The following is a 16100-nucleotide window of genomic DNA, read 5'->3' as shown; positions in this document are numbered from 1 at the left end:
TGAACATGAACGCACGTTTCATTTTGCGCGCTGGCGCACTGAGTCTTTCACTGCTGGCCAGTGGCGTAATGGCCGCCGTTTCTCCTCAGGAGGCTGCCCAACTGGGCACTACCCTGACCCCGCTGGGGGCCGAGAAAAAGGCCAATGCCGACGGTAGCATTCCGGCCTGGACCGGTGGTCTCAAGCCCGGTGCTGCGGCGTTGGACAACGGATTTCTCGGTGATCCATTCACCAATGACAAACCGTTGTTGGTGATTACCGCCGCCAACGCCGAGCAATACAAGGACAAACTCACCCCGGGCCAGTTGGCCCTGTTCAAGCGCTACCCGGACAGCTACAAGATTCCGGTGTACAAGACCCAGCGTACAGCGGCCTCGCCGCAGAACATCTACGACATTGCCAAAGAAAGTGCGGTGACTACTGAGCTGACGCCTGATGGCAACGGCCTGGAGCATTTTTCCCAAACCCGCTACTACCCATTCCCTATCCCTAAAAGTGGCGTTGAAGTCTACTGGAACCACACCAATCGCTACCGTGGCGGCAACATGACGCGCGAGGCGGCCCAGGCGGCACCGCAAACCAACGGCTCTTACTCGATTGTTGAATACAACGATACCTTGGCTTTTCCGCAACTGATGGACGACGTCAAGCAGGGGCAGGGCGATAACGTCCTTTACTACTACAAGCAGGAAATCACCGCACCGTCGCGTCTGGCCGGCAGCGTGGTGCTGATCCACGAAACCATCGATCAGGTCAAGGAACCCCGCCTGGCCTGGGTCTACAACGCCGGCCAGCGCCGGGTGCGGCGTGCACCGCAGGTGGCCTACGACGGCCCGGGCAATGGCTCTGACGGCATGCGCACCGCCGATAACACCGACATGATGAACGGCGCGCCGGACCGCTATGACTGGAAGCTGATTGGCAAGAAGGAGATGTACATCCCCTACAACAACTACAAGCTGCAGTCGCCGAAACTCAAGTACGACGACATCATCAAACCGGGGCACATCAACCAGGACCTGACACGTTATGAGTTGCATCGTGTCTGGCATGTACAGGCCACGCTCAAACCGGGGCAACGGCATATCTATGCCAAGCGCGACATGTACTTTGACGAAGACACCTGGCAACTGGCCGAAGTCGATCACTACGATGGCCGCGGTCAGCTGTGGCGGGTGGCGGAGGGCTATGCGATGAATGATTACGAACGTGGTGCCGCCAACTTCGCCATGCTCGGTATCTACGACCTGATCGCGGGACGCTACAACGTACTGGCGATGACCAACCAGTCGCGACACGCCACTACCTACGGGATTAGTGCGAAGTTGACAGACTTTACCCCGTCGGCGCTGCGTAACGCCGGGATCCGCTGAGACTTGAAAGGCCTTGCTTGCAACAACGCCCTGTTCGCAGGGCGTTGTGCATTTCGGTCCATGCCGGATTCCGCCTTGCCAGCAATGCGGGCACCGCGCAACAACTGACACCGCGCCGATTCAAGCGTGCTCAACCACCTGATCCGGGTGGCGGCAGCGCCAAGCTGATGATCAACCATGCAACCAGCATCCTGACAATAACAAGCGAGGAAGTGATGAGCGCTATCGAAGATTCGACGAGCACAGACATCCGCACGATCCTGGAAAAGCAACGAGCAGCGTTTCTGGCCAATGAGCCCTACAGTGCCGAGCAACGCAGTGAACTGATCGACCGGGCGATCGGTTTGCTGATCAACCATGAACAGGAAATCATCGATGCTTTGACCGCCGATTTCGGCCACCGCAGCCCGAGTTTCTCCAAGGGCAGCGAGGTGCTCTCACCCTTGTTAACGCTCAAGCAGACCAAGGCACAACTTGCCCAGTGGATGCAGCCCGAAACGCGTGAAGTCAAGGCCGGTCAAGCCTGGGTGCAGTATCAGCCACTGGGCGTAGTGGGTATCGTCACCGCCTGGAACGTGCCCGGCTATATGGTCTTCAGCGGCCTGGCAGGCGCACTGGCCGCGGGCAACCGGGTGATGATCAAACCGTCGGAGTTCACCCCGCACACCTCGGCACTGATCGCTCGATTGATCCGCTCGGTTTACGCTGAAGACGAAGTGGCGGTGGTGCTGGGCGATGCCCAGGTCGGTCAGGCATTCTGTGGCCAACCCTTTGACCATTTGCTGTTCACCGGTGCCACCAGCATCGGCAAGCATGTGCTGCGCGCAGCGGCAGAGAACCTGGTGCCGGTCACCCTGGAACTGGGCGGAAAATCGCCGAGTATCATCTCCCGCTCTGCCGACTTCAACGACGCGGTGACCAAGGTGGTCATCGGCAAGCTGCTCAACGCCGGGCAACTGTGTGTGGCGCCTGATTACGTGTTTGTGCCGCGCGAATCGGTCGATGCCTTCATCAATGTGGCCAAGGCCGTAGTGGCCAAGGTCTTTCCCACCCTCAAAGACAACCCTGACTACACCTCGATCATCAACGCCCGCCATGTGCAGCGTTTGCACGGCTACCTGACTGAGGCGCGCCAAGCCGGTGTCGAGGTGATCGAACTCAACCCCAGCGCCGAGGACTTGAGCCAGGCGCCGGGGAACAAAATTGCCCCGACCTTGTTGCGTAACCCCAGTGACCAACTGCAGGTGATGCAGGACGAGATTTTCGGCCCTCTGCTGCCGATCAAACCCTACGACACCCTCACCGAAGTGATTGCCTGGATCAACGCGCGGCCGCGACCTTTGGCGCTTTATTACTTTGGCCACGACGCTGAAGAACAAGCCCGTGTACTCAAACGCACCTGCTCGGGTGGGGTGACCCTCAATGGCGTGCTCAGCCATGCCAGCACCGAAAGTCTGCCGTTTGGCGGCGTTGGCCAGAGTGGCATGGGTGCTTACCACGGCATCGATGGCTTTCGCACCTTCAGTCATGCCAAGGCCGTACTGAATACCGCGCCAAACCCGGCTTGAGCCCTACGTCCCGATCAAGAGAATTGCCATGAAAGCTGCCGTATTCCACCAGGTTGGAGCCCCGCTGGTTATCGAAGAAGTGGGCATTAGCAAGCCGGGTCCGCGAGAAGTGCTGATCCGTACCAAAGCCGTCGGCGTCTGCCACTCAGACCTGCATGTGATCGATGGTTCTTTTCCATTCCCCGGCCCCCTGGTGTTAGGGCATGAGGCCGCTGGCGTGGTCGAGCAGGTCGGCTCCGAGGTCCGTTCGGTCAAGCCCGGCGATCATGTGGTGACCTGTCTGACCGTGTTCTGTGGCCACTGTGAACATTGCGTGACCGGCCACCTGGCGCGGTGTGTTTCACCCGAAACCAAGCGCGCAGCCGATGAAGAATCGCGGCTGACCTACGTGCAAAAACCGATCCCGCAGTTCGTCAACCTGTCCGGCTTTGCCGAACAGATGCTGGTGCATGAGAACGCCTGCGTGGCGATCCGCCGCGACATGCCGTTGGACCGCGCCGCGCTGCTGGGCTGCGCAGTCACTACCGGCACCGGCGCGGTGTTCAACACCGCCAAGGTGCGTCCGGGGGAAACTGTGGCGGTCATTGGCTGCGGCGGTATTGGCCTGGCTGCCATCAACGGCGCGGCGCTGGCCGGAGCAGGGCGAATCATCGCCATCGACATGCTCGACAGCAAACTGGAACTGGCTCGCCAGTTTGGCGCCACGGATGTGGTCAACGCCAAGAGCGGTGATGCTGCCAAACAGGTGCTGGAACTGACCCGTGGAGGTGTGCATCACGCGTTCGAATGCATCGGCCTCAAGCAGACTGCTGAACAGGCGTTCGCCATGCTCGCCCGGGGTGGCACCGCCACCGTGATCGGCATGCTCAAGCCAGGCCTGAAAATCGAGGTTGACCCTCTGCAGTTGTTGCATGAACGGCGTATCCAGGGCTCGTTGATGGGCTCCAACCGTTTCCCGGTGGACATGCCGCGCCTGGTGGACTTCTACATGGCTGGCAAGCTCAAGCTCGACCAGATGATTTCCCAGCGCATCCGCCTTGAGGGCATCAACGAAGCCTTCGATGAGTTGCGCCGTGGTGAACTGGCTCGCTCGGTGATCATCTTCGACGAGTAAAACGCGCCCACATGAACCGTCTGCCGTCCACCAAGGCGGCAGCTCCCCGGTCTACGGAGTTGATTGATGGACATTGATTACACCGCGCCCGAGCAGGCCTTTCGCGAGGACGTTCGAGGCTTTTTGCGTGACCGGCTGCCCAACGCGCTGTCCGAGCGGATTACCCAGGGCAAGCGCCTGAGCAAGGCGGATCAAGTGCAGTGGATGCAGATTCTCAACCAGCAGGGTTGGTTAGCCCCTGGCTGGCCAGTGGAACTGGGCGGCACCGGTTGGAGCGCCGTGCAAAAGCACATTTTTGACGAAGAGTGCTTTGCCGCCGGGGCGCCGAAAGTGGTGTCGTTCGGGCTGAAAATGGTGGCGCCGGTGATCATTAAATTCGGCACCGAGGCACAGAAGTCGCAGTTTTTACCGCGTATCCTGAGCTGCGAGGATTGGTGGTGCCAGGGCTATTCCGAACCGGGTGCTGGCTCGGACCTTTCCTCGCTGAAGACCCGCGCGACCCGCGACGGCGAACATTATGTGGTCAACGGTCAGAAGACCTGGACCACCCTGGCGCACTATGCCGACTGGATGTTCTGCCTGGTACGCACCGACCCAGAGGCGCGTCAGCAGCGCGGCATCTCCTTTTTGCTGATCGATATGAACACGCCTGGCATTACCGTGCGGCCGATCATCACCCTTGATGGCGAGCATGAAGTCAACGAGGTGTTCTTTGACAACGTGCGGGTGCCGGTGGCGAACCTGGTAGGGCAGGAAAACCAAGGCTGGACCTGTGCCAAGTACTTGTTGACCCATGAGCGCACCAGCATCGGTGGTATTGCCCAGAACAAGGCGTTGCTCGGCCGTCTCAAGTACATGGCTTCGCAGGAGCTGCGCGACGGTAAGCCTTTGCTCGACGAGCCGTTGTTCCGGGCGCAGGTCGCTGAGGTGGAAATGCAACTGATGGCTGCCCAGATGAGCAACCTGCGCACCTTGGCTGCGGTGCAAGAAGGCGGGGTGCCGGGGGCGGAAAGCTCGTTCCTGAAGATCAAGGGTACCGAGATCCGTCAGGCCATTACCTACCTGATGAGCAAAGCGGTAGGCCCTTACGCCATGCCGTTCATCGAGGACGAGCTGGGTTATGGCGAGGAGCCGTTGCTGTACACCGACTACAGCAGTGCGGCCACCTATCAGTACCTGGATGCGCGCAAGGCTTCGATCTACGGTGGGGCAAACGAAATCCAGAAGAACATCATCGCAAAAATGATCCTCGAACTCTAAGGCGCCTTGCTCATGGATTTCAAACTGACTCAAGAGCAGCTGATGCTGCAGGATACCGCTGCCCGTCTGGTACGCGACAACTATGATTTTGAGCGGCGCGAGCAGTATCGGCGCCGCGAGCACGGCTTCAGCGAGCCGTTCATGCAGCAGCTAGGCGAGCTTGGCTTGTGCGCGGTGTCCTTTGCTGAAAGCTACAGCGGCTTTGGCGGCGGTGGCGTGGAAAACATGCTGATCATCACCGAATTAGGCCGCGGTCTGTGCCTTGAACCCTATCTGCACTCGGTGGTGTTCGCCGGTGGCCTGGTTGCCCAGTTAGGCAACCGGGTACAGAAGGAAGCGCTGTTGCCACAGGTGGCCAGCGCGAGCCTGCAACTGGCGGTCGCTGTTGACGAGCCGCACAGCCATTATCAGCTGCATGATGTACAGACGGGCGCGACAGCGGTGAAGGGCGGCTGGAAGCTCAAGGGGCGTAAATCGGTGGTGATCGGTGGGCAGAGCGCCGGCTTGATCCTGGTCTCGGCACGTAACGGCCATGGTGTCAGAGACGAACAGGGCATAAGCCTGTTTTTGGTCGATCAACATGCGCCGGGTGTGCGTCGGCGTGCATTTGCCACCCTGGATGGGCGCATGGCCTGCGAGCTGTACCTGGACGATGTGTGGGTCGGTGCCGATGCGCTACTGGGCGAGGCGGGCCAGGCCTTGCCAGCGATCCGCTATCAGCAAGGCCGTGCCATCGCCGCGCAGTGCGCCGAAGCCGTTGGCAGCATGGAGGCGGCGTGCGCCTTGACCCTCGACTACCTGAAAACCCGAGAGCAATTCGGGCAAGCCATTGGCAAGTTCCAGGTGTTGCAGCACCGCATGGTCGATATGCGCATTGAGTTGGACCAAGCCACCTCCATGGCCTTGCTCGCCGCCTGCGTGGCCGACCAGCCGGACACTGACGCGCGCAGTCGTACGCTGGCGGCGGCCAAGTTCATCGTCAGCCGCGCCAGTCGCTTTATCGCCGATCAAGGCATCCAGCTGCACGGCGGTATTGGCCTGACCTGGGAATACATGCTTTCGCATCATGCCAAGCACTTGCTGATGGTGGCGCGTCAGTTTGGCGATGATGATCACCACCTTCACGCGTATGCGCGTTTGTTGCAGGTCGCCTGAACGCGGCGGTAAGCGCGGCCTAGGCCCGCGATCAGAGGGGCATATGCACAGATGATTGCCCGCTGAACCAGTCCAGCACGGCCAGCCGCGCCGGATGTCGGGTGCTGGCCGGCTGCATCCATAAGGCATAGACCCCACCGGTCTTCAATGCCGGGCCAAACGGGATGATCAGATCACCGCGATCAATCTGTTCCTGGGCCAGGGCAAGGTCGGTCATGGCGATGCCCAGGCCACGGCTCGCGGCATCCAGGGCCAATTCGTCGAGGTTGAAGGTCACGTGCTTGCGATGGCCCGAGAGTGCCTGGCCATTGGCTTTCAGCCAGCAGGCCCACTCCAGGTGTTCGGTTGAACCGTGAATCAGCGGGTAATGCGCCAGCGCGTCGAGGCTTGCCGGGGCCGGTTTGCCATCCACCAGACCGGGGGCGCAGACCGGCACCAGGGTTTCCTCGAACAGGGTGTGCTGGGCCGGGTCCGCAGGTGCCGTTGGCAAGTAGACGATACAGGCATCGCAATCGTGCGAAGGGTCGACTTGTGCCGTCGCCACGGTTTCGATCGACAGCGTCAGGTCGGGATGCTGGTGGTAGAAATCCGTCAGCCGCGGCAGCAGCCAGCGCACCGCGAGTGACACATGAATGCGAATGCGCAAGGGCCTGTCCTGCGGAACAAGGCGCGCTTGCAAGCTTTGCAACTCAGTGAGCAGGCGGCGAGCACTGGCCAGAACCTCCTTGCCTTCGGCGGTCAGCGCCACGTTACGACTGCTGCGCAGCAGCAGGGCCACGCCGTAGTGACTCTCCAACTGCTGGATTTTCCGGCTCACCGCGCTCTGGGTCAGGCATAGGCGCGTGGCCGCTTCGGTGAAGTTGCCGGTGTCGGCCACTTCGACTAACGCCTGCAGGGCATGCATCGAGGGCGCCCTGAACAGTTTATCCATGCGAAAGCAGCATAGATGGATGCATTAATAGCGTTGGATCAGCCATCGTAAACCTCATATTTTCTAGCTCAGGCAGTCGTCATGAAAGCATGTGCCCATGCTAATTGTTCATGCGGCGCGCATACAACAAGACTGAGCAGTATGAGGTGAGAATATGACTGAGAACCGGTGCGGCTGGATCGTGCAAGCTGGCGATTGTCCTGTGCAACCCAGTCTGCGAGGCACCGAACGGGCCGACTGGCTGATTATCGGCGGCGGATTCACCGGTTTGTCGGCCGCGCATTCGCTGGCAGAAATGCACCCCAATGCACGTATTGTCCTGGTCGACCGCCAGCGCGCTGCCCAAGGCGCCTCGGCGAGAAACTCGGGGTTTGTGGTCGCCCACGAAAGTCCCTCGGGTGAGGAACTGCTCGGGCGTTCGGGGCACGACTATTACCGCCAGAGCACCGAGATCAGCCGCGCCGCCAACAATGAGGTGCGACGTCGACTTGAACAGCTGGGCATCGACTGCGACTGGCGTGAAGACGGCTACTTCTTTGCCGTGCATGACGCCGACAAGCTCGAAGAGGCTGAGTTGCGGGTACAGACCCTGCAGGCTGTAGGGGCCGATGCGCAATTTTTGCAGGGTAGGGCGTTGGCCAGCCAGTTGGGTAGCGAGTTTTACCGCGCGGGCATCCACTGTGGCGGCGGCAACGCCCTGCTACAGCCGGCCAAGTACGCCAAGGGCTTGCGTGAGACGCTGCCGGCTGCGGTTTCGCTGTTCGAACAGACTGAAGTCAGCGGGCTGGAGCGCTTGGCCAACGGCAGCATCCGCGCCCGTTCCCCCCACGGCTGTGTCGAGGCCACTCAGGTGCTGGTGTGCGTGGGCCCGTTCATGCCACGGGTCGGGTTGCAAGATCGCGCGGTGTTCCCGCTGGAATTGAGCGCCTCACTAACGCGTCCATTGACCGATGTCGAATACCAGCAAATGGGTAGCCCGGCGCCCTGGGGCGTGCTGTCGACCCGCCCGGCCGGCGCTACGTTGCGCTTGACCAATGACCGACGCCTGCTGATTCGCAACACGGTGGAGTACCGCCGCAGCGACCTCAACGCTGACGCCCTCAAGGTGCGCAGGCACACCCATGTACGCGGTTTGCAACGGCGTTTCCCCTGGTTGACCGAGCAACATCTGCAGTTCACCTGGACCGGACACCTCAGTGCCACCCGATCGGGGGAACCACGCTTCGCCCGAGTTGCCCCCGGCATTCATGCCGTCGCCGGCTGCAACGGTTCCGGCGTGGCGCGCGGCACGTTATGGGGGCGGTTGTTGGCGGAAATGGCCAGCGGCAGTCAGTCGCCACTGCTGAGCCAGGTGTTGAGCCAGGCCGAACCCGGCTGGCTGCCACCCAGCCCGTTTTTCGATATCGGTGCCTCGCTGCGGCTGCGCTATGAGGCCTGCCGTGCGCAAACAGAGTCCTGACCTTACTAACAAGAACGAGAATGCCATGACGACGCTCAAACACCTTGCCATTGCCCTGTGCGCCAGTACCAGCTCAATTGCCGCCGCGGCCGATACGGTGCGCATCTCCAACTGGAGCAATTACATCGCCAGCGATACCTTGAGCAATTTCACCGCGCAGACCGGTATCCACACCACTTACGACCTGATCGACAGCAACGAGATGCTTGAGGCCAAACTGATCACCGGCAGCAGTGGCTACGACGTGGTCAGCCCGTCCAACCACTTCCTCGCCCAGCTGATCAAGGCCGGTGCGCTGCAGAAGCTGGACAAGAGCAAGTTGTCGAACTGGAAGAACCTCGACCCGCAGTTGCTGAAGATGATTGAGGTCAACGACCCGGGTAACGAGTACGGTTTCCCCTATATGTGGGTGACCGTCGGCATCGGTTACAACGTCGAGAAGATCAAGGCGATCTTTGGCACGACCGACGTGACCATGAGCTGGGACCTGCTGTTTGACCCGAAGAACATCGAAAAACTTAGCCAGTGCGGTGTCGCGTTTATCGACAATTCGACGCAACTGTTGCCGATTACCCTCAACTACCTGGGGCTCAAACACGACAGCGAAAACCTCGCCGACTACAAGCAGGCCGAAGCCGCGCTGCTCAAGGTCAAGCCGTACGTGCAGTACTTCCATCAGTCCAAGTACGTCAGTGACCTGGCCAACGGCAACATCTGTGTGGCCATCGGTTTCAGTGGTGATATCGCCCAGGCGGCATCCATTGCCCGTGAAGCCAACAACGGCGTCAACATCGGTTACACGATTCCCAAAGAAGGGTCGACCCTGGCAGTGGACATGGTGGTCATGCCGCGCAATGCGCCCAACCAGGACAATGGCTACGCCTACATGAACTACTTGCTCGAACCCAAGGTGATCGCTGACATCAGTAATGCCATCCACTACCCCAATGGCAACAGTGCCGCCTTGCCCCTGGTGGAGCAGAAACTGCGTGATGATCCCGCCATGTACCCGGCACCGGCGGTGATGAACACCCTGTTTGCGCTCAAGGCAATGCCGCCGAAAATCATGCGCCAGGTGACGCGGCTGTGGACCAAAGTCACCAGTGGACTCTGAACCGGGCAGCCTTGCTGTGGCGCGTTACGCGTTACGCGTTACGCGCGACAGCGCAGGGCCGCGCCTTCGATCTTGGCACCGTCGGTGTTCTCCTCGCCATTGGCCACGGCCATGCTGTCGGCGCCCAGGTCCGCGGCGCGATTGAAGGCCATGCGCAAGGTTTCGTCAGGGTCGGAACCTTGAACGGTGAACATCTGGAGCAGATTGCAGTGCTCAGAGGAGGCCGCAGTCACCAGGCTGACCTTGGCCCCGGCTTCAGTCAGTTGAGTGCTGCAGCCGCCGAGCAGTACAGCGGCGATACACAAGGTGACGGTGAGTGGCGCTTTAAGCATATTCGTTTCCTTACTGATGGCCACCGAGCAACGTGTGCTTGAGCACGTTGCCGGTGGTGGCTTCATAGTGGGCGGTGGGACGCTTCGACTTGCCCCGCGATAACCCTACTCACCGGATGGCCGCATCTGCGGCCTTAACCCGCCAAACAACTCACGCCACAGGCGCTTGCTTCGCTTGCACAGTACGTTTCAGCACCGCTGCCGTCTCAGCATGCGCCTCAACTTCGTTCAGCAACGCCTCCACCAGCGCGAGGCTCATTTCCAGCGATTGTTCAGTCGTCCAGAGCAATTCCCGCACTTCGGCATCGACCATATCACAGGCATGCGCGTTGGTCCGGTAAGCACTTTTGAGCAGGATGGTGGCATGGACCAGAGCGTCTTCGGCAGACACGCCGGGGCGCACGGCGAACAGCGGGTCGTGGCTGCCATCGCAGGAGCCGAAGGTGGTGCTGGTTTTGGTGACGAGGGGTGGGTCAGGAACGGGTTTTGTCATGGTGCAGCTCCTTTTGCAGTGGAGCCGCCAACCATCGCCGCGAAACGATTGGGTGGCAGCTGTACGCGGGTTCGCGGACCGAGGCAAAAGGAAACCCGGCAGACCCAAAGGTCTCCCACGCACAGCCGCCATTGCACAATAGTGGGCACAAAAAAAGCGCCTGCAATTGTGGTGGTGTGGCGCTGTTGCGCCTTTTGCCTTACGGGCCGCGACGCCCGGTCGCTGAATTGGCAGCGACTGGTGGAGGTTAACGGGGTTGGAGAGGGGATTCAAGGCCAGCGTCAGCTATGAGTTGTAGATTCAACCGGTGGATGCAACACACTAGACAGCCAAACGGGCGCTCTTCCCGCCGCCCGTTTGTGCTGTGGCAGATCAGTCCCAGGTTGAGTTCTGAAGGTTCCACAGCCGCTGTACAATAGACAGCTGAACGCCATCATTTTTTGAGCAGGAGCACGCATGACCATTGATTGGGCCAACTTCACCCCTTGGACAGCCTTGCTGGGCGGCGCGTTGATCGGCATCGCAGTGAGCTTGTTTGCGCTGTTCAATGGTCGCGTCGCTGGCATCAGCGGGCTGTTGGGTAGCGTGCTACAGCCAGGCAGTGAAGGGCGCGGGGAGAAGGCGCTGTTTCTTGTCGGTGTATTGCTGTCGCCTGTGTTGTGGTGGCTGCTTGCAGGGCCCGTGCAGGTCCAACTGCAAAATGACTGGCTCGGACTGGTGATTGCCGGGCTGTTGGTCGGCCTGGGCACTCGCTACGCCGCCGGTTGTACCAGCGGCCATGGCGTGTGCGGCCTGGCACGGCTGTCACCGCGCTCGTTGGTGGCAACCCTGTGCTTCATGGCCAGTGGCTTCGCCGTGGTGTTCATTATTCGCCATGTGATCGGGGGCTGAGTATGCGCGGTCTGATGGCTGTTGTTGCGGGGCTGTTGTTCGGCCTAGGTTTGCTGTTGGCCGGCATGGCCGACCCGGTCAAGGTGCTGGGCTTTCTGGACCTTGCCGGGCATTGGGATCCTTCTTTGGGCTTGGTGATGGTGGGCGCCATTGGTGCGGCGCTGATTCCCATGCAGTGGAGCACCCGTCATGCACGTTCACTGCTCGGTGTGCCGATGCGCCTGCCGGTGGCGCGGGAGCTGGACCGGCGGCTGATTATCGGCAGTCTGGTGTTTGGTGTGGGGTGGGGGATTGCCGGTATCTGCCCAGGGCCGTCACTGGTGTTGGTGTTGAGTGGCAATTGGCAGATTCTGTTGTTTGTCCTGGCAATGTTGGCAGGTATGGGGTTGTTCGGTGTGCTGGAAAAACAAAGGCAACGGTGAGCCCGCAACAAGCCTGTGGGCGCTGGACTTGCCAGCGATGCAAGCGCCGCAGATTAGCTGATACTGCGCCGATACCATCGCCGGCAACGCCGGCTCCTACAGGAGCGCATTGCTTATGCTTACCAGCCCTTCACGCCATGCATATCCGGCAACCGGTGAGCGATCCCCTTGTGGCAATCAATACAGGTCGCTTCGCCTTTGGCCAGTGAGGTCGAGTGCATGGCTGCGGCGCGCTTGCTTTGGCGGGTGAAATCCATGAACTCAAAGTTGTGACAGTTACGGCACTCGCGTGAGTCATTAGCCTTGAGCCGAGCCCATTCATGTTCGGCCAGCTCGCGGCGCAGGGCGACAAACTTGTCGCGGGTATCGATGGTGCCGAAAATCTTGCCCCAGACCTCTTTGGAGGCCTGCATCTTGCGAGCGATCTTGTGCGTCCACTCATGGGGGACGTGACAGTCCGGGCAGCTGGCGCGCACGCCGGAACGGTTGGTGTAGTGAATCGTCTCCTTGAGTTCGACGAACACGTTGTCGCGCATCTCATGACAGGACACGCAAAACTTTTCCGTGTTGGTCAGCTCCAGCGCGGTGTTGAAACCACCCCAGAAAATGATCCCGGCAATAAAGCCGCCAAGGGTCAGAAAGCCCAGGCTGAAATACACGCTCGGCCGACAGAGGATGCCCCAGTATTCCTTAAGCAGGGCGAACAGTGCTTTCATGGTGCCTCCTCAAGGCTTCTGCGCAGCATTGGCGTCGTCTAGCAGGATCTTGTCGATGGTCTCGAAGGTATTGCCCACCAGCGGTTTCACTTCCTTTTGCGGCACATGGCACTGATTACAGAAGTAGCGCCGTGGCGATACGGCGGCCAGAGCCTGGCCGTCGCGGTCCATGTAGTGGGTAATGCTGATCATCGTCGCCTGGCTGCGCGCGCTGTTGGCACGGCTGTGGCATGAGAGGCATTTATTGCCATTCTTGTCGATCTGATAGCCGCGAATGCTGTGGGGAATGGTCGGCGGCTGGTCGGGGTAGTTGCGTTCGCGCTTGAGGTCCTTGTTTTCATCGTTAGCCAGCGGTGGGGCGGGCATGCTCTGGGTCAACATGCCGCCGGGCCGACGTCCGTCCGGCCCGGGAGCATCGAGCGGATAGTCGACTTCTGCGGCGATCACCACGCCAATAGTTGCAAACAGTAGCAACGGCAGGATGCGAAAAGGCATGACGGATCTCCTCAGGCCACGCTGATCAGCTCGATTCGTATGGCGCATTTCTTGTAGTCGGTCTGCTTGGAGATCGGGTCGGTGGCATCCAGCGTGACCTTGTTGATCAGCTTGTTGGCATCGAAAAACGGCACGAACACCAAGCCTTGTGGCGGCTTGTTGCGCCCGCGGGTTTCGATCCGTGCACGGATTTCGCCACGTCGACTGATCAGTTTCACTTCACTGCCGCGCCGCGCATTCAAGGCTTTGGCGTCGTCAGGGTGCATGTACACCAAGGCGTCGGGCACGGCCTTGTACAGCTCTTCAACCCGCTGAGTCATGCTGCCGGTGTGCCAGTGTTCAAGCACCCGCCCGGTGCTCAGCCAGAACGGGTATTCGGCATCCGGGGCTTCAGCCGGCGGCTCGTAGGGTAGGGCGAAGATGATTGCCTTCTTGTCCGGGTAGCCATAGAACTGCACGCCGGTACCGGCCTGGACGTACGGGTCAAGGCCCTCGCGGTAACGCCAGCGGGTCTCCTTGCCATCGACCACCGGCCAACGCAGCCCACGTTCCTGATGGTATCGATCAAAGGCAGCAAGGTCGTGGCCATGGCCACGGCCAAACTGGGCGTATTCCTCGAACAGACCTTTTTGCAGGTAGAAGCCAAAGGCCTTGGCTTCATCGTTCTTGTAGCCAGCCTCCAGTTGCTCGAGCGGGAACTGATCGACTTGGCCATTTTTGAACAGCACCTCGTACAGGGTCTTGCCCTTGTACTCAGGTGCCTTGGCCAGCAACTCGGCGGGCCAGGTTTCATCAGTGGTAAAGCGCTTGGAAAACTCCACCAGTTGCCACAGGTCGGACTTGGCTTCCCCAGGCGCGCTGACCAGTTGGTGCCAGAATTGAGTACGGCGCTCAGCATTGCCAAAGGCACCTTCCTTTTCTACCCACATGGCGCTGGGCAGGATCAGGTCGGCGGCCTGCGCCGAGACGGTGGGGTATACATCGGAGACGATCACGAAGTTCTCCGGTTTGCGCCAACCCGGCAGTACCTCCTGCATGATGTTGGGACCTGCATGCATGTTGTTGCTGCACTGGGTCCAGTACACGTTGAGTACGCCGTCTTTTAGCATGCGACTTTGCTGCACGGCATGAAAACCGACCTTCTCCTCGATGGTACCGGCCGGCAGCTTCCAGATTTTTTCCGCTGTGGCACGGTGTTTGGGGTTGGTCACCACCAGGTCTGCTGGTAGACGATGAGAGAAGGTGCCGACTTCGCGGGCAGTGCCGCAGGCAGAGGGTTGGCCGGTGAGCGAAAACGGGCTGTTACCCGGCTCGCTGATCTTGCCGGTGAGCAAATGGATGTTATAGATCAGGTTGTTGGCCCACACCCCGCGGGTGTGCTGGTTGAAACCCATGGTCCAGAACGACACCACCTTGCGTTTAGGGTCGGCATACAGCTCAGCCAGGGCCTTGAGGCGCTCGGCTGGGACCCCGGACTCTTTGGCCGTGCGCTCCAGGGTGTAGGGTCTGACAAAGGCGGCGAACTGGTCGAAATCGATGTCGCTCCAGGTATTGGCCTTGTCGGCGTTCTTGGCTTTGGCCTCGAGTGGATTGTCCGGGCGCAGGCCGTAGCCGATGTCGTCGGCGCCTTGGGCAAAGCGGGTGTGCTTGCTGATGAAGTCTTTGTTGACCGCGCCGCTTTCGATGATGTGATTGGCGATGTAATTGAGAATCAGCAGGTCGGTCTGTGGCTTGAACACCATGGGGATGTCGGCCAGCTCAAAGCTGCGGTGCTCGAAGGTCGACAGTACCGCGACCTTGACCTGTGGTTGGCTCAAGCGTCGGTCAGTGACCCGGCTCCACAGAATCGGGTGCATCTCGGCCATGTTCGAGCCCCAAAGTACAAAGGCGTCGGTGGCTTCGATGTCGTCGTAGCAGCCCATCGGTTCGTCCATGCCGAAGGTGCGCATAAAGCCCATCACCGCTGAGGCCATGCAGTGGCGCGCATTGGGGTCGATGTTGTTGCTGCGAAAACCTGCTTTCATCAGCTTGTTGGCGGCATAGCCTTCCCACACTGTCCATTGCCCGGAGCCAAACATGCCGACGGCACTCGGCCCTTTGTTCTTCAAGGCCTCCTTGAACTTGGCTTCCATGATGTCGAAGGCTTTCTCCCAGCTGATTGGCTGGAACTCGCCCTGTTTGTCGTACTGACCGTTTTTCATCCGCAACAGCGGTTGGGTCAGGCGGTCGTTGCCGTACATAATCTTCGACAGGAAGTAGCCCTTGACGCAGTTCAGGCCGCGGTTGACCTCGGCTTTGACATCGCCATGGGTGGCCACCACTTTGTTGTCACGAGTGGCGACCATCACGCTGCAACCGGTGCCGCAGAAACGGCAGGGCGCCTTGTTCCAGTCCAGGGTGACCATGTCCGCTTCTGTGATCAGGTTACTGGCGCTGGTGTAGATCGGCAGGCCGGCCGCCGCGGCAGCAATGGCGGCAGCCTGGGCTTTGGCGAATTCACGGCGGGTCATGCTCATTCGATCTCTCCTGCGGGGTCGAGGAGTTCGTGGTAGATCAACGCCGCATTGAGTACGCCCGGCAAATTGTTGATCTGGTCGATGCGTTGCAGAATTTGATTTTCATCATGGGTTTCGATAACTACCACCAACTTTCCGGCGGTGCTTTGTTGATGCAACTCAAGGCCTTCGAGCAGGCGCAAGTTGGCTTTTACGGCTTCCAGCAATTCGGGGCGGGCAAGTACGACAAGGCTGGCAATATGTAAAGTGTGGTCCATGCGC

General features: G+C 60.1%; 16 protein-coding genes. 9 read left to right on the top strand and 7 right to left on the bottom strand.

Annotation, left to right across the window (positions count from 1 at the left end; all coding sequences use genetic code 11):
• The first annotated feature begins 5 nt into the window (after nucleotides 1-5).
• The 5 genes from ACQRAX_RS04660 (at nucleotide 6) to ACQRAX_RS04640 (ending at nucleotide 6470) form a co-directional block, all read left to right on the top strand.
• On the top strand, nucleotides 6-1373 hold the full coding sequence (locus tag ACQRAX_RS04660; RefSeq protein WP_412039217.1) for a DUF1329 domain-containing protein: 1368 nt from the start codon (nucleotides 6-8) through the stop codon (nucleotides 1371-1373).
• 215 nt (nucleotides 1374-1588) lie between these two features.
• A complete protein-coding gene (locus ACQRAX_RS04655; protein WP_412039218.1) occupies nucleotides 1589-2941 on the top strand; it encodes a coniferyl aldehyde dehydrogenase in 1353 nt (450 codons plus the stop codon).
• 28 nt (nucleotides 2942-2969) lie between these two features.
• On the top strand, nucleotides 2970-4055 hold the full coding sequence (locus ACQRAX_RS04650) for a Zn-dependent alcohol dehydrogenase (protein WP_412039219.1): 1086 nt from the start codon (nucleotides 2970-2972) through the stop codon (nucleotides 4053-4055).
• A gap of 66 nt (nucleotides 4056-4121) precedes the next feature.
• Nucleotides 4122-5315 carry an acyl-CoA dehydrogenase family protein gene (locus ACQRAX_RS04645; protein WP_412039220.1) on the top strand — a complete coding sequence of 398 codons (1194 nt, stop codon included), beginning with the start codon at nucleotides 4122-4124 and terminating at the stop codon, nucleotides 5313-5315.
• Nucleotides 5316-5327: 12 nt separating this feature from the next.
• The gene (locus ACQRAX_RS04640; protein ID WP_412039221.1) at nucleotides 5328-6470 is read left to right on the top strand and encodes an acyl-CoA dehydrogenase family protein; all 1143 of its coding nucleotides are present in this window, start codon (nucleotides 5328-5330) and stop codon (nucleotides 6468-6470) included.
• Nucleotides 6471-6501: 31 nt separating this feature from the next.
• Here ACQRAX_RS04640 and ACQRAX_RS04635 read toward each other — a convergent pair whose 3' ends face one another.
• On the bottom strand, nucleotides 6502-7401 hold the full coding sequence (locus tag ACQRAX_RS04635; RefSeq protein ID WP_412039222.1) for a LysR family transcriptional regulator: 900 nt from the start codon (nucleotides 7399-7401) through the stop codon (nucleotides 6502-6504).
• Between the two features lie 154 nt (nucleotides 7402-7555).
• Here ACQRAX_RS04635 and ACQRAX_RS04630 point away from each other — a divergent pair, with 154 nt between their 5' ends.
• Nucleotides 7556-8860, top strand: coding sequence for an NAD(P)/FAD-dependent oxidoreductase (locus ACQRAX_RS04630; RefSeq protein WP_412039223.1), 1305 nt, complete (start codon nucleotides 7556-7558; stop codon nucleotides 8858-8860).
• 25 nt (nucleotides 8861-8885) lie between these two features.
• The gene (locus ACQRAX_RS04625; RefSeq protein ID WP_045186014.1) at nucleotides 8886-9974 is read left to right on the top strand and encodes a polyamine ABC transporter substrate-binding protein; all 1089 of its coding nucleotides are present in this window, start codon (nucleotides 8886-8888) and stop codon (nucleotides 9972-9974) included.
• A gap of 38 nt (nucleotides 9975-10012) precedes the next feature.
• On the opposite strand, the gene ACQRAX_RS04620 is transcribed toward ACQRAX_RS04625, so the two are convergent.
• On the bottom strand, nucleotides 10013-10306 hold the full coding sequence (locus ACQRAX_RS04620) for a hypothetical protein (RefSeq protein ID WP_045186016.1): 294 nt from the start codon (nucleotides 10304-10306) through the stop codon (nucleotides 10013-10015).
• 151 nt (nucleotides 10307-10457) lie between these two features.
• Nucleotides 10458-10799 carry a DUF6124 family protein gene (locus ACQRAX_RS04615; RefSeq protein WP_412039224.1) on the bottom strand — a complete coding sequence of 114 codons (342 nt, stop codon included), beginning with the start codon at nucleotides 10797-10799 and terminating at the stop codon, nucleotides 10458-10460.
• Nucleotides 10800-11255: 456 nt separating this feature from the next.
• Between ACQRAX_RS04615 and ACQRAX_RS04610 the strand changes: the two genes are divergently transcribed.
• On the top strand, nucleotides 11256-11690 hold the full coding sequence (locus ACQRAX_RS04610; protein ID WP_412039225.1) for a YeeE/YedE family protein: 435 nt from the start codon (nucleotides 11256-11258) through the stop codon (nucleotides 11688-11690).
• 2 nt (nucleotides 11691-11692) lie between these two features.
• On the top strand, nucleotides 11693-12112 hold the full coding sequence (locus tag ACQRAX_RS04605; protein WP_412039226.1) for a DUF6691 family protein: 420 nt from the start codon (nucleotides 11693-11695) through the stop codon (nucleotides 12110-12112).
• A gap of 119 nt (nucleotides 12113-12231) precedes the next feature.
• On the opposite strand, the gene ACQRAX_RS04600 is transcribed toward ACQRAX_RS04605, so the two are convergent.
• The 4 genes from ACQRAX_RS04600 to ACQRAX_RS04585 are packed head-to-tail and all read right to left on the bottom strand — an operon-like array spanning nucleotide 12232 to nucleotide 16096.
• Entirely contained in the window at nucleotides 12232-12828 is a 597-nt protein-coding gene (locus tag ACQRAX_RS04600) for a cytochrome c3 family protein (RefSeq protein ID WP_045186022.1), read from the bottom strand.
• Nucleotides 12829-12837: 9 nt separating this feature from the next.
• The gene (locus tag ACQRAX_RS04595) at nucleotides 12838-13323 is read right to left on the bottom strand and encodes a nitrate reductase cytochrome c-type subunit (RefSeq protein WP_412039227.1); all 486 of its coding nucleotides are present in this window, start codon (nucleotides 13321-13323) and stop codon (nucleotides 12838-12840) included.
• 11 nt (nucleotides 13324-13334) lie between these two features.
• Nucleotides 13335-15839, bottom strand: coding sequence for a nitrate reductase catalytic subunit NapA (gene napA / locus ACQRAX_RS04590; protein WP_412039228.1), 2505 nt, complete (start codon nucleotides 15837-15839; stop codon nucleotides 13335-13337).
• Nucleotides 15836-16096 (bottom strand): chaperone NapD, encoded by a 261-nt coding sequence (locus ACQRAX_RS04585; protein WP_412039229.1) that lies wholly within the window; start codon nucleotides 16094-16096, stop codon nucleotides 15836-15838. Before ACQRAX_RS04585 ends, napA begins: the two co-directional genes overlap by 4 nt.
• Nucleotides 16097-16100 lie beyond the last annotated feature (4 nt).

The sequence above is a fragment of the Pseudomonas sp. UM16 genome (assembly GCF_050312595.1).
In the GTDB taxonomy this organism is placed as follows: Bacteria; Pseudomonadota; Gammaproteobacteria; order Pseudomonadales; family Pseudomonadaceae; genus Aquipseudomonas.
This window is presented reverse-complemented; position numbering and strand designations above follow the sequence as displayed.